This window comes from Terribacillus sp. JSM ZJ617 (genome assembly GCF_044383785.1).
GTDB lineage: Bacteria > Bacillota > Bacilli > Bacillales > Amphibacillaceae > Terribacillus.
This window is the reverse complement of sequence record NZ_JBISEQ010000001.1, coordinates 492,553-518,797: the sequence shown is the minus strand read 5'-3', so window position 1 is coordinate 518,797 and position 26,245 is coordinate 492,553. Positions and strand designations below refer to the sequence as shown.

26 protein-coding genes are annotated in these 26,245 nt (G+C 44.9%); 9 read left to right on the top strand and 17 right to left on the bottom strand.

The annotated features are described in order from the left end of the window. Positions 1 to 21 precede the first annotated feature (21 nt). Positions 22 to 1,041 (bottom strand): PTS sugar transporter subunit IIC, encoded by a 1,020-nt coding sequence (locus tag ACH6C1_RS02540; RefSeq protein ID WP_374074349.1) that lies wholly within the window; start codon positions 1,039 to 1,041, stop codon positions 22 to 24. A gap of 548 nt (positions 1,042 to 1,589) precedes the next feature. On the opposite strand from ACH6C1_RS02540, the gene ACH6C1_RS02535 reads away from it, so the two are divergent. From ACH6C1_RS02535 to ACH6C1_RS02515, 5 genes are all read left to right on the top strand, one after another. After that, positions 1,590 to 2,141, top strand: a complete 552-nt coding sequence (locus ACH6C1_RS02535; RefSeq protein ID WP_366247940.1) for an ABC transporter permease — start codon at positions 1,590 to 1,592, stop codon at positions 2,139 to 2,141. Between the two features lie 13 nt (positions 2,142 to 2,154). Continuing rightward, positions 2,155 to 3,126, top strand: a complete 972-nt coding sequence (locus tag ACH6C1_RS02530; RefSeq protein WP_366247941.1) for an ABC transporter ATP-binding protein — start codon at positions 2,155 to 2,157, stop codon at positions 3,124 to 3,126. A gap of 13 nt (positions 3,127 to 3,139) precedes the next feature. After that, positions 3,140 to 3,889, top strand: coding sequence for an ABC transporter permease (locus ACH6C1_RS02525; protein WP_374074346.1), 750 nt, complete (start codon positions 3,140 to 3,142; stop codon positions 3,887 to 3,889). A gap of 19 nt (positions 3,890 to 3,908) precedes the next feature. Beyond that, a complete protein-coding gene (locus tag ACH6C1_RS02520) occupies positions 3,909 to 4,808 on the top strand; it encodes a glycine betaine ABC transporter substrate-binding protein (protein ID WP_095221560.1) in 900 nt (299 codons plus the stop codon). A gap of 68 nt (positions 4,809 to 4,876) precedes the next feature. Continuing rightward, positions 4,877 to 5,203 carry a YnfA family protein gene (locus ACH6C1_RS02515; RefSeq protein WP_374074343.1) on the top strand — a complete coding sequence of 109 codons (327 nt, stop codon included), beginning with the start codon at positions 4,877 to 4,879 and terminating at the stop codon, positions 5,201 to 5,203. A gap of 33 nt (positions 5,204 to 5,236) precedes the next feature. Here the strand turns inward: ACH6C1_RS02515 and aguB are convergent, their stop codons facing one another. The 4 genes from aguB to ACH6C1_RS02495 form a co-directional block, all read right to left on the bottom strand. Beyond that, positions 5,237 to 6,112 (bottom strand): N-carbamoylputrescine amidase, encoded by an 876-nt coding sequence (aguB, locus tag ACH6C1_RS02510; protein WP_374074340.1) that lies wholly within the window; start codon positions 6,110 to 6,112, stop codon positions 5,237 to 5,239. Between the two features lie 5 nt (positions 6,113 to 6,117). Further along, positions 6,118 to 7,149: an agmatine deiminase family protein gene (locus ACH6C1_RS02505; protein WP_374074338.1), complete on the bottom strand. Its 1,032-nt coding sequence runs from the start codon at positions 7,147 to 7,149 to the stop codon at positions 6,118 to 6,120. Positions 7,150 to 7,226: 77 nt separating this feature from the next. Next, positions 7,227 to 8,042 (bottom strand): DUF2785 domain-containing protein, encoded by an 816-nt coding sequence (locus ACH6C1_RS02500; protein ID WP_374074336.1) that lies wholly within the window; start codon positions 8,040 to 8,042, stop codon positions 7,227 to 7,229. Positions 8,043 to 8,101: 59 nt separating this feature from the next. Continuing rightward, positions 8,102 to 8,782 carry a YitT family protein gene (locus ACH6C1_RS02495; RefSeq protein ID WP_374074334.1) on the bottom strand — a complete coding sequence of 227 codons (681 nt, stop codon included), beginning with the start codon at positions 8,780 to 8,782 and terminating at the stop codon, positions 8,102 to 8,104. Between the two features lie 145 nt (positions 8,783 to 8,927). Between ACH6C1_RS02495 and ACH6C1_RS02490 the strand changes: the two genes are divergently transcribed. Continuing rightward, the gene (locus ACH6C1_RS02490) at positions 8,928 to 9,371 is read left to right on the top strand and encodes an Lrp/AsnC family transcriptional regulator (protein ID WP_374074332.1); all 444 of its coding nucleotides are present in this window, start codon (positions 8,928 to 8,930) and stop codon (positions 9,369 to 9,371) included. On the opposite strand, the gene ACH6C1_RS02485 is transcribed toward ACH6C1_RS02490, so the two are convergent. The 5 genes from ACH6C1_RS02485 to ACH6C1_RS02465 all read right to left on the bottom strand — a co-directional run bounded on the left by ACH6C1_RS02485 (position 9,365) and on the right by ACH6C1_RS02465 (position 13,313). Further along, positions 9,365 to 10,924: a polyamine aminopropyltransferase gene (locus tag ACH6C1_RS02485; protein WP_374074330.1), complete on the bottom strand. Its 1,560-nt coding sequence runs from the start codon at positions 10,922 to 10,924 to the stop codon at positions 9,365 to 9,367. The two genes, ACH6C1_RS02490 and ACH6C1_RS02485, sit on opposite strands and share 7 nt — an antisense overlap. 18 nt (positions 10,925 to 10,942) lie before the next feature. Continuing rightward, positions 10,943 to 11,338 carry a DUF350 domain-containing protein gene (locus tag ACH6C1_RS02480; protein ID WP_095221264.1) on the bottom strand — a complete coding sequence of 132 codons (396 nt, stop codon included), beginning with the start codon at positions 11,336 to 11,338 and terminating at the stop codon, positions 10,943 to 10,945. A gap of 24 nt (positions 11,339 to 11,362) precedes the next feature. Next, positions 11,363 to 12,013, bottom strand: coding sequence for a DUF4247 domain-containing protein (locus tag ACH6C1_RS02475; RefSeq protein WP_374074328.1), 651 nt, complete (start codon positions 12,011 to 12,013; stop codon positions 11,363 to 11,365). A 95-nt stretch (positions 12,014 to 12,108) separates the two neighbouring features. Beyond that, a complete protein-coding gene (locus ACH6C1_RS02470) occupies positions 12,109 to 12,777 on the bottom strand; it encodes a PspA/IM30 family protein (RefSeq protein WP_095221268.1) in 669 nt (222 codons plus the stop codon). Positions 12,778 to 12,800: 23 nt separating this feature from the next. Continuing rightward, positions 12,801 to 13,313 (bottom strand): DUF4178 domain-containing protein, encoded by a 513-nt coding sequence (locus tag ACH6C1_RS02465; RefSeq protein WP_095221270.1) that lies wholly within the window; start codon positions 13,311 to 13,313, stop codon positions 12,801 to 12,803. 192 nt (positions 13,314 to 13,505) lie between these two features. Between ACH6C1_RS02465 and uvsE the strand changes: the two genes are divergently transcribed. After that, positions 13,506 to 14,462: a UV DNA damage repair endonuclease UvsE gene (gene uvsE, locus ACH6C1_RS02460; protein ID WP_374074325.1), complete on the top strand. Its 957-nt coding sequence runs from the start codon at positions 13,506 to 13,508 to the stop codon at positions 14,460 to 14,462. Positions 14,463 to 14,496: 34 nt separating this feature from the next. Here the strand turns inward: uvsE and ACH6C1_RS02455 are convergent, their stop codons facing one another. The 3 genes from ACH6C1_RS02455 to ACH6C1_RS02445 form a co-directional block, all read right to left on the bottom strand. Beyond that, complete coding sequence (locus ACH6C1_RS02455) at positions 14,497 to 16,575, bottom strand: S8 family peptidase (RefSeq protein WP_483887688.1); 2,079 nt, start codon at positions 16,573 to 16,575, stop codon at positions 14,497 to 14,499. 109 nt (positions 16,576 to 16,684) lie between these two features. Then, a complete protein-coding gene (locus tag ACH6C1_RS02450; protein ID WP_374074322.1) occupies positions 16,685 to 18,559 on the bottom strand; it encodes a S8 family peptidase in 1,875 nt (624 codons plus the stop codon). A gap of 201 nt (positions 18,560 to 18,760) precedes the next feature. Beyond that, on the bottom strand, positions 18,761 to 20,350 hold the full coding sequence (locus ACH6C1_RS02445; protein ID WP_374074320.1) for a SulP family inorganic anion transporter: 1,590 nt from the start codon (positions 20,348 to 20,350) through the stop codon (positions 18,761 to 18,763). 482 nt (positions 20,351 to 20,832) lie between these two features. Here ACH6C1_RS02445 and ACH6C1_RS02440 point away from each other — a divergent pair, with 482 nt between their 5' ends. Then, positions 20,833 to 21,141, top strand: coding sequence for an ArsR/SmtB family transcription factor (locus ACH6C1_RS02440; RefSeq protein ID WP_095221276.1), 309 nt, complete (start codon positions 20,833 to 20,835; stop codon positions 21,139 to 21,141). Positions 21,142 to 21,159: 18 nt separating this feature from the next. Then, entirely contained in the window at positions 21,160 to 22,128 is a 969-nt protein-coding gene (locus tag ACH6C1_RS02435) for a cation diffusion facilitator family transporter (RefSeq protein ID WP_095221278.1), read from the top strand. Between the two features lie 71 nt (positions 22,129 to 22,199). Here the strand turns inward: ACH6C1_RS02435 and ACH6C1_RS02430 are convergent, their stop codons facing one another. The 4 genes from ACH6C1_RS02430 to ACH6C1_RS02415 form a co-directional block, all read right to left on the bottom strand. Further along, positions 22,200 to 22,607: a hypothetical protein gene (locus ACH6C1_RS02430; protein WP_374074317.1), complete on the bottom strand. Its 408-nt coding sequence runs from the start codon at positions 22,605 to 22,607 to the stop codon at positions 22,200 to 22,202. A gap of 88 nt (positions 22,608 to 22,695) precedes the next feature. Then, positions 22,696 to 23,946, bottom strand: a complete 1,251-nt coding sequence (locus ACH6C1_RS02425; protein ID WP_374074315.1) for an MDR family MFS transporter — start codon at positions 23,944 to 23,946, stop codon at positions 22,696 to 22,698. A gap of 97 nt (positions 23,947 to 24,043) precedes the next feature. Then, positions 24,044 to 25,009 carry an alpha/beta hydrolase gene (locus ACH6C1_RS02420; protein ID WP_374074313.1) on the bottom strand — a complete coding sequence of 322 codons (966 nt, stop codon included), beginning with the start codon at positions 25,007 to 25,009 and terminating at the stop codon, positions 24,044 to 24,046. A 47-nt stretch (positions 25,010 to 25,056) separates the two neighbouring features. Continuing rightward, positions 25,057 to 26,154 (bottom strand): NAD(P)/FAD-dependent oxidoreductase, encoded by a 1,098-nt coding sequence (locus tag ACH6C1_RS02415; RefSeq protein ID WP_374074311.1) that lies wholly within the window; start codon positions 26,152 to 26,154, stop codon positions 25,057 to 25,059. Between the last annotated feature and the right edge of the window lie 91 nt (positions 26,155 to 26,245).

The following is a 26,245-nucleotide window of genomic DNA, read 5'->3' as shown; positions in this document are numbered from 1 at the left end:
GCTTCACAGCTGCGGTTTTGATTATTGAATTTCCATACGCAAATCGCCGACCTTGGCCCATCCGATCGATTTGATCACATGATAAAGACCAAGTGAAATGATCAGCGGCATGATGACGCCTGTTACTAAATAAATCAAGAAAGCTTCCCAGCCTTGGCTGGCTAGGATATTAAGCGGTGCAATGAATGAATTCAAGCCCAAACCTGCCAGCTCGTAGGACGTTGTAAACCCTAGCAGCACTGTTGCGATCGGTGCACAAACAACTGCCGCTACAAATGGCGGGATGACAAGCGCTGGATTCTTTATTAGGTTAGGGAATTGTACTTTTGGTGTAATGACAAACTGTGCCAGAAAACCACCTAAATCGTTCTGACGGATGCTCATGAACGTAAACCCGACAAACTGTGCCGTACAGCCGATCAAAGCCGCCGCACTGGATACCGGATCCAGCTGTAATGCAATTGCCAAAGCTGCAGAAGAAGCTGGTGTCATCAATAGGATACTCCACACTAATGAAATGACGATCGATGCAAGCAGCGGTGAGCCAGTAACGGAGTTGGCAATCTGTCCGCTCATCCATGTTAGCAGCGGTGTTGTAACTGCAGCAAGTCCCGCTCCAGCAATCCCTCCTACAAGTACTGCCGCAAACGGGATAGCCATCATATCAAGCGGTGTCTTCCCTGATACCCGTTTACCTACAAATGTCGCAACGACAGCAGCCAGCACTGCACTGATCGGCTGTCCCGATACCATCGATGTCAGTAAGCCGTCATCGCCTACAGTCATTGCAGCTCCGCCGATCGTCGCACTGATCATTGCACTGAAAACAACCAATGTGTTACCGCCCAGCTGTACAGCGATTCCGGCACCTAAAGCGGGTGCCAACAATGCTTTAGCAACAGTACCGACAGCAATCAATGTCGGCCAGTTCAGAAATTCACCAAAAGTCTCCATCAATAGACCGATACCGAGGGTCACGAGGACTGCATTTGCCATTCCTTGTGATGCTTTGTACATTCGCTCGATTAAGTATTCCTTCATTCTTCTCGCTCCCTCTCATCGCTAAATAGTTTGTCAATTCAGACTATTTAGCTTTCCATTCTCTCTTTTTTTGTATAAGGGCGTGACTCCTTACACTCTAGTACATTTTATATGAGTACATATTAGTATTTAGATATACTACCATCATTTTTAGGAGGAAGTAAATATATTTCTTGTAATATTATTTAATTTTTCAGTTATCTTATGGTTTCCCGTAGCCAAAACTTTCCCCTTATGTCGAGAAGGAAATCCATTGATATATTATGCTCAGCCACCTTCAAGCCTAATATCCTCCCGATTACTCCACCATACTTAGTGTTATAAGTGAATCCTGTCTTTGTAATGGTTATTTTTTCATGTTAGGATGTTGGTTTATCTGGGTATAACAATAGGTAGTAAAAGTCTGATAAGACCTTTAGCATGACAAATTTAGGAGGTGCCCTCCCATTACGGATTTAATCGAATATTTCACTACTAATTTTACATTCATACTTGGATATACATGGGATCATATCAAGCTTGTCGGTTTAGCAATTATCATCGCAATTGTGATCGGTGTCCCATTAGGTATTTATTGCTCCGTCAATAAATACGCTGCCTCCACTATTCTCCAAATTGCTTCTATCATGATGACTATTCCAAGCCTCGCTTTATTTGGAATCATGATTCCAATTCTTTCACTCATCAACGAAGGAATCGGTACGTTACCGGCTGTTATCGCACTTGTACTTTATTCACAGCTGCCGATCATCCGGAATACGTACACAGCGATCAGCAATGTCGATCCCGACATACGTGATGCGGCAAATGGCATTGGGCTGACTACATTCCAGCGCCTCTATAAAGTGGAGCTCCCAAACGCCATGCCATTAATTATGGCTGGTATCCGCACTGCTACTGTCTTAAATATCGGTGTAGGCGCCATCGCTACGTTAATCGGCGCTGGAGGTCTTGGCGGTATCATCTATCAAGGAATCCTTCGGACCAACAACACAATGATCCTTGCGGGTGCAATTGCGGTTGCTGTTTTAGCATTGATTGCTGATTTGTTCCTGCGCTTAATCGAAAATCTATTTACGCCAAAGGGTGTAAAAAAATAATAAGGGTGACATTATGATTCATTTCAACGATGTAACAAAGGTATACAACGGCAATGTAAAAGCTATTGAAAATATGAATTTCACAGTCGAAGATGGCGAACTAGTCATCATGCTGGGCCCTTCCGGCTGCGGAAAGACGACTTTGCTTCGGATGGTGAACCAGCTGGAGAGCATTACAGACGGCGACATTATGCTCAACGGTAAAAGCGTGCGTCATTCCAATAAAATAGAAATGCGCCGCAATATTGGTTATGTCATTCAATCCAACGGACTATTTCCCAATATGAACATTGAGGACAATGCCATGATTGTTCCTAATCTGCTTGGCTGGGACAGAAAAAAAATGCGTGATCGCTTCAATATGCTGATGGAGCTTGTAGGCTTGAAACCAGATGAATATCGGAAACGATATCCGCATGAGCTTTCAGGAGGTCAACAGCAGCGTGTCGGCGTGGCCCGTGCCTTGGCTGCCGATCCGCCAGTCATGTTGATGGATGAACCTTTCGGTGCACTGGATCCGATCATCCGCACTCATCTCCAGGAAGAATTCCTGCAAATTCAAAAAGAGCTAAAGAAAACGATTCTGTTTGTCAGCCATGACATTGACGAAGCGGTCAAGATGGCAGATAAAATCGCCCTGCTCAAAGGCGGCAAAATGATGCAATACGCGGAGCCGGCCAAAATGCTGAACAAACCAGCCAACAGCTTTGTTGCTGAATTCGTCGGTCAGGACCGCGTACTGAAGAGCATGAGTCTCTATACAGTGAAAGACCTTGCCGATGCAATTACATTAAAGCCTGTTATGGAATCACCTGATTCTCAGGATATCAACGAAAACCTTTCCCTGCGTGTGGCTATATCGAAAATCTTAAATCAAGAAGCTGATCAGCTGATTGTTGAGAACGACAACGGTACTCGCAAAGGAAGTATTACTTTGGACTTGATCGAGCAGTTCCTGCACCGTGAGATCAAGGAGAGCGTCTGAGGGGGCTGTAATCATGGACCGGACAAACAAGACCATCGCCTTGATTATCAAGCTTATCTTCTGGGCACTGCTCATTGCCTTCTTTGTGTGGGCATTCGCCAACAATATGTTCAGCAATATCTGGGAACAGCCGGATACTTTCCTGCGCTTACTCGGGGAGCATATTACGATTGTACTCCTTTCAGGAGCTGCTGCTGTGCTGCTTGCAGTACCACTAGGCATCTTCGTTACACGGCCAAAGTTCCGTAAATCCGAATGGCTGATCGTAGGCATCGCGAATCTTGGGCAGACTATTCCGAGTTTAGCTGTGCTTGCGCTCGCCATGGGCTTCCTAGGTATTGGAATCAGCGCAGCAGTAGTTGCCCTATTCGTCTATTCCCTGCTGCCTATTTTACAAAATACGATTGCTGGCCTGGATTCCGTTGACGACAACATGATTGATGCAGCCAAAGGAATGGGACTCACAAACTCGCAAATCCTTTGGAAGATCGAGCTGCCGAATGCACTCACCTCGATTATTGCGGGCGTGCGGACAGCATTGGTCATCAATATCGGGACCGCTGCACTTGCCTATCTAGTCGGTGCCGGCGGACTAGGTGTATGGATTTTCACTGGTATCCGTCTCTTCGATAATGCTTTCTTAATGTCCGGAGCCGTTCCTGTCACACTGCTAGCTATCGTGATTGACTATCTATTCAAGTGGCTGCAGTTCGCCTTAGTGCCAAAAGGACTCCGTCTTGCTAGAAAAGCACAAAATTCGTAAAGAAAGGATACCTGAATTGATGAGAAAACGATTGACCCTATTTGCTTTATTAACTGCTTTACTAGTTGTGCTAAGTTCATGCGGTCCGGGCGGAAAAACCGTTACCGTCGGAGCAAAAACTTTCACCGAGCAGCTGGTAATAGCCAAAATGACAGCCTTCATATTGGAGGATAACGGTTATAATGTTGAAGAGATTCAAAATCTCGGCTCCTCTGCCATGCGTCAAGCAATCGAAACCCGCCAGGTTGATATGTCTTGGGAGTATGTTGGTACAGCACTTGTCACCTATTTGGATCAAGAACCGATTGCAGATAAAGATGAGGCAATGCAAAAGGTTCGGGAATTGGATAAGGAGAACGGCATTGCCTGGACAAACTTAACCGATGCTAATAATACTTATGCTTTGGTTATGGAAAGAGAAAAAGCCGATGAGTTGGGCATTGAAACTTTAAGTGATTTGGCAGCTTACGCGAAAGAAAATCCAGAAGACCTTCGATTCGGGATGGAGACGGAATTCGCAAATCGGAGAGATGGAATGCCTGGATTAGAAGAATATTATGGATTCAAGGTTCCTGATCCCAATATCCGTGAAATGGAAATCGGTCTTTATTATACAGCATTGAAAAATGATGAGATTGATGTCACTCAAGCTTTTGTAACTGATCCGCAAATTAATTCGATGGATTTAAAGATATTGGAAGACGATCAAAAATTCTTCCCTTCCTACAATTATGCTGCCACCTTCAATCAAGAAACCTTGGATGAGTACCCAGAGCTGACAGAATTACTGGAACCGCTCCAGAATGCTCTGACAGAGGATACTTTACGTGAACTGAACTACCAAGTGGATATTGAGCAAAAGAGTGTAGAACGTGTAGCCAAGGACTTCCTCGACGAAAATAATTTACTCAAGAACTAAGAAAACGACCCGGACAGGGTCGTTTTTTTACGCTATCATAGATGTATTACGAACCAGGAGACGAAAGAATGTTATTATCGATATTCATTTTTTTGCTTGCAGGAATTGCCGAAATTGGCGGCGGGTACTTGATCTGGATGTGGCTGCGTGATGGCAGAGCAGGTTATCTTGGATTTTTAGGCGGTATCGCCTTGATCATGTACGGTGTGATTGCCACTTTCCAGACATTTCCGACGTTCGGTCGTGTGTATGCAGCATATGGCGGTGTTTTCATTGTACTCTCCATTCTATGGGGCTGGTTCATCGACAAAGAAACACCGGATATGTATGACTGGATAGGCGCCGGCTTATGTGTGGCAGGCGTCGCTGTCATGCTCTGGGCTCCGCGACATTAAAAAAGCTGCCAGCATAGACTGGCAGCTTTTGTTTTATACAGTTGTTGAACCATCAGAGCTTAAGATATTACGGTACATGGAAGGACGGCGGTCACGGAACAGCCCCCATTCCACACGCTGCATAGCCAGCTCGTCCAAATCGAACGTAGCAGTAAGGATTTCTTCTTCTGTACGTCCTGCTTCCGCCAGCAAATTCCCCTGCGGTCCAGCGATAAACGAAGAACCATAGAACGTGATAGAGGAATCCTCATCCGTTTCCACACCAATCCGGTTTGAAGCCAAAACAGGCATCAAATTGGTTGCTGCGTGTCCTCGCATACACATTTGCCAGTGATCCTTCGAGTCAATGCTTGCATCCTCCGGTTCGGAACCGATTGCTGTAGGATAAAGCAGGATTTCCGCTCCTTGAAGCGCCATGCTGCGCGCTGCTTCCGGGAACCACTGATCCCAGCAAATGCCCACGCCTATCTTTCCGAATTTCGTCTCCCACACTTTGAAGCCAGTATCCCCAGGGCTGAAATAATATTTCTCTTCATAGCCCGGTCCATCCGGAATATGCGTTTTCCGATAAATGCCAAGCACCGAGCCATCGGCATCAATCATAGCGACTGTATTATAGTTTGCATTGTTCTTTTTCTCATAGAAGCTGATTGGAAGTACTACTCCAAGCTCCTTCGCCACTTGTTTGAAATGCCGCACTGCTTTGTTCTGATCCAGCTCAGTCGCAAACGCGTAGTAAGCAGGCTTTTCCTTTTGGCAGAAGTATGGTGTTTCAAACAACTCCTGCAGCAGGATGACATTCGCACCTTGAGCTGCCGCTTGGCGGACAAGCTTCTCGGCATTGGCGATATTCTCTTCAACGACACCGGAACAAGCCATTTGTGTAGCTGCTAAAGTTACCTTTCTCACTTACTTCACTCCTTCACTGCAGGCATCTGCTGTGTTGTACAATGTACATTTCCGCCCTCTTTGATGATAGCTAGGCCATCAATTGTACGGATTCGGCGATCCGGGAACTGCTCCTGCAGCAGCTTGATTGCCCGTTCATCCGTTCCTGCTGCGGTATTACCGAAAACAGGAAGGATAATGCCTCCATTTACAAAATAGAAATTAATATAGCTCAAAGTCAAACGCGTGTCATTCCAGGCAGCCTTAGGCGGCTGTTGGATAGCGATCACTTCAATCTGACGCCCTTTCGCATCTTTCGTCTCATCAAGAATGCGCAGATTCTCTTGAGTGATGTCATAGTTCTCGTCTTCCGGGTCATCTGTCACCTGCAGCAGCAGTTTACCAGGTGCGGCAAAGCAGGCGATATTATCGACATGTCCATCCGTTTCGTCCCCAGCGACACCACGCTTCAGCCAAATCACTTTTTCAATACCAAGATACTCTCGAAGATATGCTTCTATATCTTCCTTGGAAAGGTCTGAATTGCGGTTTGGGTTTAAAAGGCACTCCTCTGTTGTAATTAGTGTCCCTTCCCCGTCCACGTGAATGGATCCGCCTTCTAACACTAATGGAGCATCCAATTGCTTCACACCGAAGTGATTCAAAACAGCCGGAGCTACTGCATCATCCAGATCCCATGGGAAGTATTTTTCACCCCATGCATTAAAACGCCAGTTTACACCAGCCAGTTTGCCAGCTTCGTCCCGGACGAATGTCGGGCCGTTATCTCGAAGCCATGCATCGTTATGAGAAACCTCAAGCAGTGTTACATTTTCATCTTGTCCTACATGAGCAGCTGCTGCATCGCGATCCTTGGCGTTCACCAATACGGTGATCGGCTCGAATTCTGCAATCGCAAGAATCAGCTCAGCATAACCCTTACATACAGCTTCCCAATCCTCCGGATAGACCATTGAGTCCTTCACAGGCCAGCTGATCAGCGTACGCTCATGTTTCTCCCATTCAGGAGGCATTGTATATGTCAAATGTTGTTCCATTTCGCATCACTCTTCATTATAGATTCTTTAAAACAGACTTTCCGGAATATCATATAACAAAAGCACCTGAACAACAATCAGAAAGAGGACTTTTTATGATAGATACCAGAAAATAACTGTTCACATTCATGTAACGTTTTCTTTAGGGATGGGTAGTCTGATGAACAAAAATAAAGGCTGCGGATGAACTGCTTAAAATTTGCGCGGATACGCAGGTTCGCTTCGGTCACTTCCGGCCAGAGGGCAATGACTTCCGATGTCTTTTCCTTTACCATGCATCCAACTATATCCGGAGACAGTCCATTTTCCAAGGCAGAATGAATCGCTATGGCCATACGCTCATCCTCCTCATGAGAAAGGACATCATACGGAAAAGCCATTTTGTTTATCATTTCCTCTACAAGCTGCCGGCGCTGATCATTCGACAGTTCCGTCAACTGAATCAGTTCATCGATAGCATCAGCTGCATGCGCTAATGTATGAGACCATCCGTATGTTTCATCATAACCTTCTCCTACAGTCTCTTGCTTGATATAAGCAAGGAACACTAGATAAACTCGATCTGTCAGCTCAGCACTCAGGAAGGCTTCTCTTCTATGTTGATATAAAAGAGCAGCAATCCACAGTGTTGTAAAACTTCTTGTGTATTTCTCTTTTTGGAATAGGAATCGTTCTGTTAAAAGCTCTTCGAGAATTTGAATCATCACTGCAGGAGGAACCATACCTTCTGTGACCCAATTGCCTGCCAAGCGATAAATCAATTTATCACGTAGCACTGGATCATGATCACCGATATACGGGAGCATAGATAATAGTAAATCCTCTATAGGAGCTGGAGCTTTTTCATTTTCAGCTAGATCTGCAAGCCTTTGTTTTAAGACTTCTCTTTCCATTTCACTACCCCCTTATCACCTAAATTACACCATTAAAAAACGAAGGATTTCTCCTTCGTTCACTCTGCTGCTTGGGCAACTGGTACTGCATTCGGTTTTGGAAGTGGTTTGGCGAATTTTTCTTTAAAGTAGCTGATAACAAATGAAGTAACTGCTATGGAAACAATGGAATAGATACCTTTGATAAGACCAACTGAATAAAGGCTGACCATGACCACGCAGAAATCAAATATAAAGTTGATCGTTCCAGGATTTGTTCCAAAACGTTTCTGCAGGAACAACGCAAGAATATTTGCTCCCCCTAAGGATGCTTGATTCGCAAAAAGGATGATCAAGCCAAATCCGACAATCAGGCCGCCTGCCACAGCTGCAACGATCCCCGGAAGTTCAATAGCGGGATAAAACGGATGGAGAAATGAGAACAACGTCAAAATTGATACGGATACTATGGTTGTTACCGTAAAACGCCATCCCATATTAATAAATGAAAAGATATAGAATGGAATGTTAATGATAAAGAAGACGACACCAAAAGGCATAGACAGTATATAGGATAATCCTAAGGAAAGCCCTGCTGTTCCGCCTGTTACCAGCTCTGCACTTTTGAGCATATACAAGCCGATGCTGGCTAGGAAGCAGCCAAGAACGATTTTCAGATATTTTTGCGGCAAACGAATTGCTCCTCTCAAAGTTAAAATCCATGTTGAAACACGTCCATAATGGACAATATGAGCGAACATAATCACGACATCCTGTTTCTTCACTTTCTATGTTAGAATAAATAACACGAGAAATGAATAGATATTTGCAGGCAATAGCTTGATTCGAGTTTCATAATGAAAATTATATGCAGAACTTACCTGCAATGTGAAAGGGAGCGTTTATATGGATCACATTGACCGCACACTGCTGGAGCTGCTGCAGCATGATGGCCGAATCACAATTAGCGAATTATCCAAGAAGCTAGCACTGAGCAGGCCGAGTGTTTCAGAGCGGATGGCAAGGCTTGAGGAGCGCGGTGTCATCGAGCATTACACAGCCCGAGTTGCGCATGCGAAGGTTGGATTGGATATCCTGTTGTTTATCCAGGTTAGTGAATTGAAGATCCCCCATTTGGAGTTTGAAAATCTGATTGCAAAGGAAGAAGCAGTACTTGAATGCCACAGGGTGACCGGACCGATCAATTATTTGCTGAAGGCAGCAGTCCCTAACATGAATGGCATGCGGGAATTGATCGACCGGCTGATTCCGTATGGCGCATTTAATACTTCAACAGTATTGACATCTCCAGTAGCTTATAGAGCGTTATTGCCTAGGGAAGATCAATAATGTTTCCATTCCTGTTGATAGATTTCAATCAAATGAGGATCAACCAATGTATTTGGGCGAAGACTGACTTTCTCTCCATCCGCGTTAGTGATTTCCTTATCCTCATCCTTTCCGAATTCTGTCATTCCAGGAATCATGGAAGATTTTAAGTATTCGGTTGGCACGGTAACCTCTAGATTATCTGGGTCAATCGGATTTCTGCTGGCCATGACAAATCCCCAGTTACCGAAACTTGGCACATCCAGATGCAGATTCTCTGTTTCAAGCCCCGTTGCGCGGATCGTTTCGTCTATTGTCCAATAAGATTCAGTTGCGAACACCGGGCTAGTGGCTTGGACAATCATTGCCCCCTCCGGATGCATATGATTTCGCACTAGAGAGTAGAATTCCTCGGTGTATAGCTTGTTCAAGCTCTCGTCATTCGGATCGGGCAAATCAACGATGATCACATCATAAATCTGGTCCGTTTCCTTCAGATAAGTGAAGGCATCCTGATTGTGGATAGTGACTTTGTCATTCAGCAGAGAGCGATTGTTTAAATCCAGCAGTCTCGACTCTGTCTTAGCCATTTCTGTTACAGCAGGGTCGAGGTCGACCAGGGTAATGTCTTGAACGTCGTCATATTTCAGGATTTCATTTGCTGCTAATCCATCCCCTCCGCCAAGTATGAGCACATGATCATGCTTTTTGGCTTGGGACATGACCGGATGCACTAGTGCATCATGGTAGCGGTGCTGATCAAATGAACTGAACTGCAATCCGCCATTCAAATACAGCCGCAGGTCATCTCCATCCTGGGTAAGAATTATTTTCTGATATTGGCTTTGCTCCATGTGGATGATCGGATCCTCGTAAAGCTTCTGCTCGAACGAAAATGCAGTTTCCTCTCCGAAAAAGACACCAAGAATGAGCAATATCCCGATGAATATACCGACTGCAGCATGCAAGGCAACCCGCTTCACTTCTTCCCGGAATAACCACAGTACGACCAGTGCAACTACTAAGTTAACTAGACCGACTAGAAAAGCTGATTTAACGATTCCGAACTGCGGACGCAGCAAGAAGGCAAAAAGCAGACCGCCGATCAGTCCGCCTGCATAATCACTGAACAGAACACGTGCTGTACTCCGACCTATCGTCTCACCAATCTCATTCGCCTTCCTAATCAGAATCGGCAGCTCCACTCCGGTTAGCGCACCAACGATAATTGTGACGAAATAGAGATAGAACGCGTCAGTCCCATCAGGGGTATATGCTGTGATCCCGAACATCGTAAAGCTAGAAAAGCCACCAATCAAAGCTACGAAAAATTCGATATAAATAAATGCTAGAATGAGTCGCTTCGTCACACGCTCACTTATGCTGGCACCAATCCCCATACCAGTCAAAAACAAAGAGATGGTGAGTGTATATTGCTTCACACCATCTCCGAGAATATAGGAACCTAATGCCCCGAACAAAACTTCAAATATAATACCGCATATGGAAACGATACCTGAAGCCCAATAAATAAATGAGGTTTTATTTGTTACTTTTTGCTGCATGTCTTTCATCTCCGAACTGCTTTTAGCTTACGTAATGGACGCACCGATGACGAACCCAAGACCGATTGAAACCGCTAAGGAAATAATTCCGACCGCAATATTGTTTTCTTTCAGCTTGGATTGAACAGAAAATCGGCGTGTCACACCTTCAAATACGAAGTAGGCAATCATCTGCAGGACAACACCGTAAGCGCCCCAGATGAGTGTTTCCCAAAGTTCACTGCTGTGGTAAATGGAGAATGACAGAACAAGGCAGATTCCGATGATCTTACCGCCGATAGATAAAGCTACAGCTGTATTGCCCTTTTCGATTTCCTCCCAGTCCCGGTACTTATGTGTGATCAGTTCAAAGATGATAAGTCCGATAATGACAATCACAACTGCAATGATAAAGTATAGAAAAGTCGATAAAAATGGATTCATGATTCTATGCCTCCTTAATTTTGATTATTTACCTGCATCCGGTCCGCCGCCTCGATAGTTGGACGTACCGCGTCTCGTACTGCTGCCCGAACCGCCACTATCATCATTCGACCGATATGTTGACGTGTAGCCGCCATAACAGCCGCCATTCTGACAAGTATCCATTCTGTTCTGGCTCCAGTTACTGCCGAAGAGGGAATTCAACAGAGCAAATGTAAAGAATGTATTCAAATAGTTCGGTGAGTAGTTATTTCGGACAAATGTACGATCTGCTACTTCCATCAATGTGACATCGCTATCTTCGTCACTCGGTTTCAAGGTAATGAAAACATCGTCATAAATCATCATCAGCTGTCCGTTTTTCTTGTCGCTGATTTCATCCGGACCTTCGGCTTGCTTAAATAACTCTTCCAATTCATCTACTGTATAAAGGCGTGTCGCATACACATTTGCACTGCCGCGTCTTTCACCGGAAACAACATCAAGCAAATAAAAGTTGTTGTCGATCAATGTTTCGATCGATTCACCTGCACTATTCTCAAATTTAGACGTGACTGTCTCCTTATCCGGTTCATCAGGTATTTCGCTGACAGAAGCGGTTTGCTCATCCGAATTACCGCACCCGGCCAGAATAACAACAAATACAAGGCAAAGACCCGCCAGCCAGTATTTCATGAAGGCTCCTCCCTTCTTTCGATTTCCTTATGTAAAGCAGACAGACGAAAACCCTTGCTTCACGCAAGGGTCAGCCTGCCGATGGCTATGGCTGCTTATTCTTTACCCATTTTCTTTTTCAGGGCAGCTAACTCATCGTCTACACCATTCTTCTCAAGAGCAGCGAATTCATCATCCAAGGATCGGTTAGATCGGGACATATCCTCGCTCGTTTCAGCTTCCGCTTCATACTGCAATACTTTTTCTTCCATGCGCTCGAAACCGCCGCGGGACTCGTCGCTGCCGATATTGGACATTGTACGGTTCATCTTTGTACGTGTTTTGGCAGATTCTGCACGTGCCTTGAGGGAATCTTTTTTCAGTTTCATTTCCCCGTATTCCTTTTTCATCTCATCCAGCTTCTGACGGATGGACGCTACATCACTTGATGCACGCTCCCATGATGCGTAAAGTGAATCAGCTGTCTGCTGATGCGTCTGCTTATCCTCCAAAGCGCGGCGCGCCAAATCATCATTGCCAGCTTCAATCGCTGTCTCCGCTTGCTGCTGACGTTTATCAGCCATTGCCTTGGCATCATCGTATTTGCGTTTCAGCATCTTTTCGTTTGCAATTTGCTTCGCTACCGCAGTTTCTGCTTCACGGATATCTGCTTCCATGTCACGCATGAACTGATCAAGCATTTTCACCGGATCTTCTGCTTTATCAAGCATTGCATTCAATTCTGAGTTTACGACTGTTTTTACACGGTTAAAAAATTTAAACATACAATTCGCTCCCTTTAATTAATTTAATTTGAACCCGCAATGATTTTAATTTCACGCGGTTTGATTTCATAACCATAGCTGACTTCAATTTCGCTCCCCCAGCCTTCCAGACCAAGGAAATGCTCTTCATCTTCATCATAATAATCGGCAAAATGGACGATTGAGCCATTCACATTACGACTTCTTCCTTCACCGACGACTCGAGCTTCACCTTGCTCATCAAGGAAGTAAGTCCGGCCTTCGTGCGTCAGCTGCTTCGGATATGGTTTTGATACCGAAAGCGGAATTTTTTTATATATACCCAGCTCCAGTTCATCATCCATCTCAGCAGAGAGCCAAAGGATCGTATCCCCTTCCACCAGCTGGTAGTCGAACCATTCATAGCTCCCTTGACGGGAAGTGATTTTTCCGACTACTTCATAGGTGACCAAGTCGTATTCGACAATGTCGCCCACTTGGATGGACAGTGCATTGCGTTCCCTTACAGCAGGACGCTCAGGGGACTTTTTCTTGAATATACGGGAAAGAATACCCAAAACCTTTCACCATCCTCTTATCTTGTATCTTATATACGGGCAGGGATACAGAAGGTTTCAAACTTTTTTCCTGCTTGTCTCTAATTATACAGGTGTACAGTCATACATGCATGTACTTGCTACGGCGAAACAGGATTATCAATGTCAAAAGAAGGGGAAAATAGCTACAGATTGTCACAAAGGAGAAATTTTATGATCATCCGTTTCGGCTACGTATCTACCGCATTGAATTTATATGAAGCATCGCCAGCAAAAACCATGACATTCGCCAGGTGGTCCAAGCTTGAGAAAGAAGAAAGATTGGCACAGCTGCAAGCACTCACAAGGGAAAACCTGGAGCGGACGATTCGAATCCTTCACTATAATATTGCCCACCAGATCAAACTTTACCGTTTCTCTTCCTCTCTTGCGCCACTGGCGACACATGAGGAAGTAGGATGGGATTATATTACACCCTTCACTGACTTGTACGAGGAGATCGGAAGGCTCGTGCGGGATTACGGTATTCGTGTAAGCTTTCATCCGAATCAGTTTACCCTTTTTACAAGCGATAAACCGCATATTACTGTAAATGCTGTTAAAGATATGCAATACCATTACAATATGCTGACTGCTATGGGATTAGAAGACGAAGCATATATCAACATCCATGTAGGCGGAGCATACGGAAACAAAGAACTTGCCCTGGAGCGTTTCCACGAAAATATCAAGCAGCTTCCTGATCCGATCAAGAGACAGATGACGCTGGAGAACGATGACAAAACGTATACAACAACTGAAACGTTGGAAGTATGCGAGAGACATAACATTCCAATGATGTTCGATATCCATCATTACATGGCAAATCATACAGGAGAAGAACCATTAGAAGACATTCTTCCGCGTTTTATGGCCACATGGAAACAACGTAAACATGTACCAAAAATCCATACGTCTTCTCCTAAATCAGAGAAGGCATATCGCAGTCATGCTGATTATGTAGATGTGGAATTCCTGATGCCTTTGGTCAAGCATTTGAAGGAAATCGACCAATCAGTGGATTTCATGATTGAAGCAAAACAAAAGGATAAAGCTGCGTTACAGCTGGCAGAGGATGTCGCTCGCATTAGAGGTGTAAAAAGAATCGGCGAGGCCACCGTAGAATTATAAAAAAACAGGCATTCCATTATTGGAATGCCTGTTTTCATTTCACTTTGATTGCTTTAATACGGGTTTGTAATTTTTTCTTTTCAGTAGAGGATTTCAGCTTATCAACTGCCGACTGAGCAGATTGCTTTGCCTTTTTCGTTTTGTCTTTCTCTGCTTTCTTCACTTTCGATTTAGCATCATTCAGTTTCTTTGCATCCGCCGCTTTTACCTTCACTTTATCAAGACGCTTTTGCAGATTATCCTTATCCTTGCCGGATTGCAGCTCCTTGAGTGCATTCTGTGCCTTCTGAATATTAGAATCGTTAATGTTCTTCTCCGCTGCCTTTACCAGATCATTTGCTGACTTGATTTGGGCCTGCTTCACCTTATCAAGGCGTTTCTGCAAATCTGTTTTGTCTTTGCCATTAACCAGTTTTTTCACAGATTGCTGGGCATCATCAACATTCTTTTTAGTCTTGCTTTTCTCCGCTTTACTGGTTTTGTCTTTTGCTTCCTGTACTAGCAGAGCTTGCTTTACCTTATCTAAGCGCTTTTGCAGAATATTCTTTTCGGTTTTATCTGTCACTTTATTGATGGCGGATTGTGCTGCATCGATATCTGTTTTCTTCTTGCTCTTTTCCGCTTTGGCTGTTTTATCCTTCGCTTCCTGCAGCGTTAGAGCTTGTTTTACTTTATCCAACCGCTTCTGAAGGTTTTTCTTTTCAGTGCTATCTGTCACTTTATTGATGGCAGCTTGTGCTGCATCGATATCTGTTTTCTTCTTGCTCTTCTCCGCTTTGGTTACCTTATCCTTTGTTTCCTGTAGCGTTAGCGCTTGTTTTACTTTATCAAGCCGCTTTTGCAAATTCTGCTTGTCCTTATTATTCGATAAGGCCGCTACGAGTTTCTGTGCTGTATCATAGTTTCCCTGATTGCTAGTCTTCTCAGCTAGCTCAACGGCCTCCAAGGCCGGCTGATACCCTTTATCTTTCTCAGACTGATATTGGACTAGCCCGTAACCGAATAGACTGTCCCGGCCTTTTTCCCCAAGATCCTTGCTATATCGCTGCAAACGTGTGCGCAGCTGATCATTCGTTTCATTCGGGTATTGCTGTTTCAATAGCGCAAGCATTGCTGTCACATGCGGGGTGGCTTGTGAAGTTCCGCTCATCATCGCATAATAGGTACCAAGATAGGTGCTTGTAATATCTGCTCCTGGCGCAGATAGTTCTACCTTACTTCCTACTGAAGAGAAGGAAGCGATGTTATTTTGCGAATCAGAAGCAGAAACAGCAATCACTTTGTCGAAGGCTGCCGGATAATCCAATGGTCGGCCTGCCCCTTCATTCCCACTTGCTGCAACCAGCAAGATGCCTTTCTGGTATGCTTTATCCACAGCATCCTGTAATGCCATGCTCTTATAAGCAGTTCCCATGCTCATATTGATAATGTTCATATCATTGGACATTGCCCAATCGATACCTTCCAGCAGATCCGAGAGATTTCCTTGGCCGGCATTATCCAGCGCTTTGACTGCATATAACTGTGCATCCGGTGCAACACCATCGGTTCCATATCGATTATGCTTCGCTCCAATGATACCGGCCACATGCGTCCCGTGCCCTTCATCATCTTTATAAGAGGACGTATAGCTTACAGCGGAGTATCCCCCTGCTATTTTTAAATCCTCATGTGGATATATTCCACTATCTATTACGGCAATTTTGACACCTTTGCCAGTTAAGCCTTCGTTCCAGGCAAAGGACGCCTGGATTGGCTTTAAGTTCCATTGATCTAAAATTGGAGATGCAGCTTCTTTTACAGCTCGAATACTTGTAATTCCGTTATCGGAAACTGAAATCTTAACGTCCGGCTCGACATACTTAATGTCCGGATCTTCCTTCAATTCCTCGATCGTTCCGGTATCAGCGGCGATAGCAGCCACCGGCAAATGATCGTATTCCTTTTCGACTGCTGCATCACTTTCCTGAACTGCTTCTTCTCCCTTCTTATTTTCATACACGACAATCATCTGCTTTTCTTCCTCAGCATATGTTTTAACAGCCGGAAACAGGAAAGTCAGACTCAGCAACAACGAAACAAGAAATAGGCTCTTTATCGAAACCTTCATCATTCGCATAATTTTCCTCTCGATTAAGTGAATTTCATGATACTTATATCGGTCCAAACCAGGAAAACATAATAGCTAATACAAGAGTTTCAAAAAAGATTGATAGCTTCCATTACCTGCTTCTAAATTTAGTGCGTCGGTTCCTCATATAAAGTACCAATCCGGCCGCAGCTAACATGCCCCCTGCCGCAATCAGATTCCCAATCGGGGAGGCTGTATCCGGCAGCTGCTTTGCTTGTTGGTCTTCTGGATTTGCTTTGCCAGCTGATTTATATGTGAAAATAATCTCGTCTGTTGCTCTATTGGATTCGTCAATCTGTTGCACAGCCCCTGAATCAATATTCTCCTTTTCAGCAGAGTCAGACTCAACTGGTACATGGATTGAATTCCCATCAGTCAGATCGTCATTAACGGAAATGTCCTGAATTGTATCACCTTCTTCGTCATTCCCTTCAGGTGTACCCAGCTGATTTTCTCCGTTTTCAATATGCTGCTCCAATTCATCCATATATGCTGACAGTTCTTCGAGGGTATTAAAATCATCAAGTGTTAGATCCTCAGCTGCAAGCTGCTGATCAAGCTGCTCTCGAGCCAATCCCGCTTTTTCTAATAGGAAATGTACAGACACTCCATTTATATTTTGATAGATTACGTCATTAACTTCACCAAGGTTTTGGTAGTTGTATAAATCGAAGCCATGTGCAGCAAACAAATCTGCCAGTTCATTTATTGTCATTTCTAATTTAGTTGCCAAAATACGGAGTTCCCCAGCTGTGACTCTATCTTCCTTTACTTCATCTCCTGTATCTCCTGACATGCTTCCCTCCGAGTCATTTGAGAGAAGCTTTTCGTCCTGTACTGGGGCAGGGTATTGAATCAAGCCGTAACCATACAGCTGATCACGCGCTTCCTGCCCGAGATCCTTGGTATACTGCTGCAGCCGTACCCTTAATTGTTCATTTGTATCAGCAGGGGACTGCTGCTTCAATATAGCAAGCAAAGCAGATACATGAGACGTTGCCTGGGATGTGCCGCTCATGATTCCATAACCGGAGCCCGGCAATGTACTCTTGATATTTACTCCTGGTGCCGAAAACTCCACCTTCTCCCCAACCGATGAAAACGCAGCGATATTGTTTTCAGAATCGGTAGCAGAAACAGCAATGACAGGCTCATAAGCAGCAGGATAATCCACTGGATACCCAGCTCCTTCATTGCCGCTGGCGGCAACTAACAAAATGCCTGCTTGATATGCCTTTTGCATAGCTTCTTCCAGCGCATCACTTTCATCTGCAGTACCCATGCTCAGATTGATGATGTCCATGTCATTGGAAATAGCCCAATCGATTCCTTCCAATAAATCGGAAAGATATCCTTCCCCGGTATCATCAAGTACTTTGACAGCAAAAAGATCTGCATCCGGTGCTATACCATCTGTTCCTTTTTCATCGTGTTTTGCTCCGATGATTCCCGCTACGTGTGTTCCGTGACCTTCATCATCTTCAAAGGATTCTGTGTAATCGACAGTCGAAATACCTCCGGCTACTTGCAAATCCTCGTGGGCAGCAATCCCGCTGTCCATGATGGCAATTTTGACACCTTTTCCTGTCAGCCCGTCATGCCATGCCACAGGAGCCCCAATGGCAGCAAGATTCCATTGATCCGAAACCACTGTTTCGTCCGGCTGCGTGTCACCGCTCTCAGCAATTTTAATCTTGCTGTCTGGTTCCACATATTTAATATCCGGATCACTCTTCAATTTATCGATTGTAGCTGTATCCGCAGCTATTGCTGCAGCCGAAAGGTGTTCATATTGTTCTTCAATCGCAGCATCACTTGCCTCAACTGCTTTTTCACCCTGTTCGTTCTCATAAACGACGACCATCCGTTTTTCTTCTTCCGCATATACCTTCTCAGTCGGCAGTTGGAACACTAAACCGACTAGAAGCAAAGCAAAGATACTTTGCTTCATTAAAAATTTATTCATTTGCAATATTCCCCTCAATAATAGAATCCTGCTATTTATATCGGTACAGATTAGCCAATATAAAATGTCTGACACCGAATCAATCAGAATTTTGGTTAAGAGATTAGTATTTTTCAACAAGAAATAAGCAAGCAATCCACATCAAGTAAAACATGCGGGTTGCTTGCTGTTTTTTGTTAAATCTTTATACAGAGGTTATCCTCAGGAAGTACAAATCCGGACAGCTTCCTCCCTCTTATTGACTGTAAACTCCTCCCCGACCTTTGCCAGCAAACCGGTTTTATGCAGCAAACGCTTCGGCTGTCCGTGGACACCAAGGAAAAGCAGCTGCTTATCATCCGCTTCATAATGATCGACAAGTTTATGCAAAGCCGCTTCAGCGGATGTATCCATATAAGAAACCTTTTGCAAATCAAGGATAAGGGAATCTGGTTCCTCATGTATCGTCTTTTCCACAACTTCCTCCAGGATATCTGTAGATCCGAAGAACAATGGCCCCTCAAATTGCCACATCCGTACACCATTGGTTTCTTTTACTTGAATTTGTTCGTCTTTTACAAATAGTACAGTGCTCATGCGTTTGACGAAAACGACAAATGCTAGTAATAATCCGCACCCCACACCGACAGTCAAATCAGCAAGGACTGTCAACGCGAAGGTAACAATCAAAATGAAGGAATCAAATGTACGCATCCTGATAATATGGGCGACCTCTTTACGTTCACTCATATTCCATGCAACTACCATTAGAATCGGAGCCATGCTGGCAAGCGGGATAGCAGAAGCATAAGGAGCTAGCAAAAGCAGAATGATCAGGACAAAGGCACAATGCACCATTCCGGATACCGGAGAAAATGCATTACTCCGTATATTGGTAGCGGTCCGGGCTATTGCTCCAGTCGCTGGAATACCTCCGAATAGCGGGACAGCGATATTCGCCACTCCTTGACCGATTAATTCTCTGTTGCTGTGATGTTTCGTTTTCGCCATATTATCAGCAACTGTAGCAGACAGGAGTGATTCTACTCCGCCCAGCAAGGCTATGGCCACTGCAGATGGCAGCAGGTAGATAATCTTGTCCAATGTGAAAGCGGGTAACTGGAGCTGCGGCAGCTGGCTCGGTATATCACCGTACACACTGCCGATGGTTGCCACCTGTCCCTGGAAAAACAGGACTGCTACAACTGTCGATACAATCAAGCCCGCCAGTGCTCCTGGTACTTTTGGCAAGATCTTAGGCGTGAGGAGAATGGCAGCAAGGGATACACCTGCAATGATCAAGCTGTATAGATTGATTGTATCCGCGGCTGCAAGCAGAGCTTGCATTTTCGGGAGGAATCCCTCTTCTTGTTCAGCCTGTATCCCCGTGAAATTCCCGATTTGCCCAGAAAAGATAATGACCGCGATACCTGCTGTAAAACCGACTACTACTGGCCGAGGTATGAATTTGATCAAACTCCCGAGCTTGAGCAGGCCGAAAATGACGAGCAATATCCCAGCCATTATGCCTGCCACCAGAAGATCCTGATAGCCAAATTGAATGACAACACCTAAGAGAATCGGAACAAATGCTCCAGTTGGTCCGCCGATTTGGAACCTCGATCCACCAAGCAATGAAATAAGCAGACCGCCGATGATGACTGTATACAGTCCATATTCAGGATTCACTCCTGATGCAATAGCAAAGGACATTCCAAGCGGGATGGCCACGATACCGACAATGATTCCCGCAATGATATCCCGACGCAGCGCTTGTAAATTATAGCCGCTATATCTTCCAAGTCTCTTCATTTCATCACTACCCTTCTTTTTGTTGTCACCTTGCCTTTTCAGTTTGCATACATTGCAAGAAGCGTCCTGCTGCAACCTCCTTTACAGATTCGTTGGAATCAAGTATTCGACAAAAGCTGAAATTTGTATATCATACCCATTGGCTATAAATCCTGCTATTCTCATAAAAGCGTCTTTACTTACTTTAGTTTCTTAATCCTAACTATCTTCCTGCTCACATAGAAGCTAGGTTCGTAAAATATTAGTAAACGCCGTTATATAGAGGTTTGTTTGTAAAATGTTTGTAAGTTAATCCTTCCTATCAATACTTTCTGCCTGTCCTTTTCTGCCTGTGACTAATCACATGTTTAGAAGCTGGTTATCATCCTAATCTCCTCTTTAGATTGTTAGAATTCTTATAAATAAGAGAAAGATTAGAATTTGCTTAGAGTATTTATATATGCTAATATATGCATATAAGCAAATAAGAGGAGCGTCTGCATATGAAGTACGACACACACCCGGAACTGACAGAAGAACGATTGACACATGTTTCGCAAATCTTCAAAGCCCTCGGCGATCCGACTAGAATCCGAATCCTGCACTTACTGCTCGATAAGGAGTACAGTGTCAATGAAATAGCGGAGAAGCTTGAGCTGCATCAGTCCACCGTCTCTCATCAGCTGAGCTCAATGAAGAAAATCCGGCTCGTCAAATCGAGGCGGGAAGGCACGACGATCTATTATTCCCACGATGACAAACATGTCATCGATTTACTGACAGAAGCCATCAACCACGCCTGCCATAACTAATAAACCGGAGGAATATGTATGGGACACGGACATGCACACGATCATGGACATGATCATCACCACCATCACGGACATAATGCGAATAAAAAAGCTTTACTGATAAGTTTTATCCTGACAGCTGGATTCATGGTGCTGGAAGCAATCGGGGGTTTTCTTACGAACAGCCTTGCCTTGCTGTCGGATGCCGGACATATGCTTAGTGATGCTGTATCTCTCGGAGTCGGCCTGTTTGCATTTATACTCGGCGAACGAGTAGCTAATTATAGTAAAACATATGGCTATAAGCGATTCGAGATTCTGGCTGCCTTATTCAATGGCGTCACTCTCATCCTTGTATCCCTCTACATTTTCTATGAAGCAGTCCAGCGTTTCCGAGATCCAGCGGAGATTGCTTCCGGCGGTATGCTGATCATTGCTGTCATTGGTTTTCTTGTTAATATTCTAGTCGCCTGGATCCTGATGCGAGGTGATACGAGTGAAAATTTGAATGTACGCGCAGCCTTCTTACATGTAATCGGGGATTTGCTCGGATCTGTCGGTGCTATCGCAGCTGCATTGCTCGTGCTTCTGTTCGGTTGGAATTGGGCCGACCCAGTCGCGAGTGTCATTGTAGCCGCTCTAGTAATAATAAGTGGCTGGCGAGTAACAAAGGATGCCATTCATGTACTTATGGAAGGGACGCCACGGAACGTCGAAATGACTAAGATCATTGATTGTATAGAAAAAACCCCTGGTATCATTGCCATTCATGATTTGCATGTATGGAGCATTACCAGCGGCCAGAATGCCCTTTCCTGCCACGCGGTAGTGGAAGGCGACTTGCTAATAGAGCAGAGTCAGGCCATGCTGCGCAAAATTGAGCATGATCTAGAGCACTTAGGAATCGGTCATGTGACTATCCAAATGGAAACAGCCGCCCACACACATGAAGAATCACTCATGTGCCAGCATGATGCCGGCTCCCATGCGCATGTTCATACACATTAAAAAGACGAGGATACTAGTATCCTCGTCTTTTTAATGGAAGGAGCAAACCTCTATCTAGTTGTTCGGTGTAACTAGTTACCAAATAAAAATTCTGCTAAACGTTCTCCAAATAGCATGACCACACCGGAACCAGCACCAAGCACAGATATGATGCTGATCAAGATAGCACCACTGACACGTAGCATTTCATTTTTGAAAGTCATATTGGACTGGAGTTCTTGTATATTGCTCTCCTGTTCATATAGTCTTTCCATAAACTTATCCTGTGCTTCCTTTTGCTTTTCCAAGGTATCTGCCATCTTTCCAGTGTGGCTCTCAATGTTTTCCAGCCATCTTCCCAAAGGAAGCAGCTTCTCATTGATGCTAACCAAGTCTTCTTTGATACTGTCGATTTCCTGTTGGAAATCTCCCCGAAGCTTCAGCTGTATTTCCAAGAGCTCTGCACGCGAGATTTGTTCGCTCTTCTTTTCGGGATCCAACCTCTTCTGCCCCTCTCTTCAGCCTGCTCCTTCCTGTTTTTATAGTATGCATGTACTTTTCTGTCCGATTGTGTCCGCTCCTGCCGTACTACACTGCCTTTTGCTCGGCATGCAGCTTCCTGATATCAAGCTGCGGCGTAATCAAATACATAATGAAAGTACCAGCCAGCCCGATCATCGTAAGCAATATCCCCATGGTGAGGGATGACAGAAATCCGCTGAGCGTAACGGTCAAGGAAACGATCAACATGGAGAGATTATACTGGAGACCACCGAATGCCATGTATGCACTGCGCTTGTCATCCGGCGGAATTGCTGCCATATAGGACTGCTCCACTGGCACTCTGAATACTTCACCGATTGTTAGTACTGCCATCATGATGAAAAGCATCCAGATATTATTCGAGAAAGTCAGCGCTGCGTATCCCATTGTAAAGATAAGACAGCTGGCAACAAGAACGAATCTGTCCTTCATCCCAACAATAAGCTTGGCGGCAAATAAGGCAAGCAAAGCAACCAGAATGGTATTCTCACTCCGCAAAAAGCCCATCATCTTCACGCCATCCACTTCCCAAAACAGGAATTGCTGTGTCGGCATCTCTTCAGACAATCGGATTCCGATATAGCTTGTCAGCTGGAATTCCATGCTCAGGACAAGGATCCCACCTGCAATAAACCAGACAAACAGCCGATCCTGCATGACCGATTGATAGGTGCCGAAAATCTGGGTGATGTGCTGAAGCGGCTTAATCTCCACTTTTTCTGGAAAATGCGTCTCCGTAATAAAGAAATAGACTACAAACAACGTTCCTGCTGCTGCGATCGTCAGCGCCATGAATAATTGGAATAAATAGTTCTCAAACATGAACGCACCAGCAATACCACCTAAGGCGATAGATAAATTACTAGCCCAATACCCGATAGAATAAATCAAACGTCGCTGATCTGGTGTACTGACATCAATCAGCATGGCGTCATTAGCTGGTCCAGCCAATCCCCAGCAAATACTATTCAGCATGATCATTGCATACGTTATCTCAGCTGATTCGAACCATGGTGAATTACTCACCGTCATCATGAAAAATGCCACCAGCCGGAGTGTTTCAGCGATAAGCATGATCTTGCGCCGTCCGAATAAATCACTAAAGTAACCGCCAAGCAAAGACATCCCGATTCCGAGGAATACATTGACAAGAAGCAGCAGTCCTGCCACTTTTGCTCCGAAATGCATTGCTAAGTAGATGGTCATGAATGGGGTTACCATACTGCCGATCAAGCTGGACACGAAGGATTCCACAAGCCTTATCTTTATATTTGGATGAAAATCCCTAAATCGCATCGTATTCCCCCTTTTCTATATTTTCTAATTATATAGATATTTTACAGGAAATTCCATGGGGATTGGAAGAAAAAATGACCTCTGGCTAAGCCAGAGGTCATTCCGAATGTGATTGCAAAAAGTCGATCATATGCTCAAAGCTGTATTGCGCTTCTTCTAAATATAATTTCCGTTGGTATTCATGCCCGGCCGCCGGATGGGAAGTGTCAAAGAACATCCTTTCTACTTCCACCCCTACCTTCTCCAGTTCATCTGCCATTTCCACACTTTGGGGATGCAGTTTATCAGACTCACCGGATGAAATGAAAGTAGGAGGATAATCGTCCGTAATCTGAAATACCGGAGACATGTCTCGCAGTCGTGGGTCATGGCTATAGTTTTTGTTTCCTGTATACGACCAAAGGAATGTCGTCATATTGCTGAAACCCGTTTGCTGGGCTTCTTCAAGATTCAATACCCCATTGTAAAGCAATGTACCCCGAACCTGTTCCGGCTGAAGAGCTGAATTCTCGCCAATTACAGATTCTGTCGTTGGGTTGGTAGCCATTGCAACGACCATGCCGGCAAGATTTGCACCCGCTGATCCTCCGCCGACGAATACTTGTTCCGTATCACCATGGTAACGGGGTGCTTCTCTCAGCGCAAAGCTGATGGCATCATTCAATTGATAAAGCTGAGTCGGAAAATTATATTCCGGTGCCAGCCCGTAATTAACGTTCACAACAAGATAGCCTTTCGATGCAATCCACATCGTGAATGGATTTTGGGCCTCCTTGTCTCCTCCGATCCATCCGCCGCCATGAATATATATGACGATCGGAAGCGATCCTTCGGCATCTTCAGGATAATAGAAGTCTAATTTGCCATCATAATTTTCGGTCGGATAGGCAATATCCTTCACAGCTACAACATTTTCCGGATTAGGTATATTCGGCTGTTTATTGCTTTGATCAATTGCCATAAATGCTCTAATCTCGGAAGAAAAGAGACTGCCGATGAGGAGCAGGATACCAATTGCCAAAATGACAATACCTATAACCCAAGCTCTTTTTCTCCGCAACATGCTATCTCTTTCCTCCCCTCTGTCTGCTCATACGCTGTTCTATTAGCTTATAATAAATACGGTGTAATATCCAAGTCTTGCGTCCGTCCAAGTATTACCTCTGCCACCAGCTTGCCGGAATACGGTGCAAGGTTAAGCCCCGCAGGACCAAATCCAGCAGCCAAATGAAGTCCGTCCACATTCTTGACCGGACCAAGAATCGGATAAGGGTTCGGACCTGCAGGGCGGAGGCCGACACGGAATTCTGTCACTTCTTCATCCGCGAGACCAGGCGCTACCTTCAACGCTTCCCGTACCACTTCCTGCATGCCGGCCGCAGTCAGCTTTGTATCGTAGCCTGACCCGACTTCCCTCGTAGCCCCTGCCACAACTTTCCCGCCATCGAAACCGAGCAGATAATGACTGCTTTTCGGAAGAATGACGGGCCAGTTGCTTGTATCGGCATTCACATGCATATGCATGATCTGCCCTTTTTGCGGCTCTACCGGCAGTTTGATGCTAACCGGCTCCAGCAGTTTATTGATCCACGCTCCAGCTGCTGCTACAACAGTATCTGCTTCGATAGTTTCCTCGTCGACACACACACCGGTAACCTTGCTTCCTTCATGGAGCAATGATGCTTCTCCCTGCACATACCGTACACCGCGTGCTTCTCCTGCATCCAGTAAAGCTTGAAGCAGCTGCCGTCCATCAACCCGAGCGGCTCCTTCGAGAAAGAGGGCTGTCATATCTTCCCGCAGCGGCGGGAATTTAACCCGAGCTTCTTCTGTACTCAGTCTTCTGATTTCCCCTATTTCCGGTGTCTCAACCCGCTGTTTATAAGCAAGTTTTTCCAGCTCGTCCAGACGTTTCTTACTTGCACTCACATACAATGCTCCCACTTGCTTATAACTTACATTATTCTGACCATCCTCTTTCAGCAGCTCAAGCAGCTCAGGATAATAGATAGCACCTGCTTTGGCTAAACGGAAATAAGGTTTGATTCTTACCCGCTTTGACAGCCACGGAGAAATGATACCTGCTCCAGCAGCGGTAGCCTGCCCTTTTGCTTTTGAATCGACTATCGTCACTTCGGCTCCAGCTCTGGCCAAATGATAGGCTGTGCTGGCTCCGGCAATTCCTCCGCCCACAACGACAATATGCATTACGTTTCCCCCTATTTCTTTTTCTCCCCATTATACACGCATGCATCATCTGTTTCAGTGTATACCTTTCATGCTAAACTAGTAATATAAA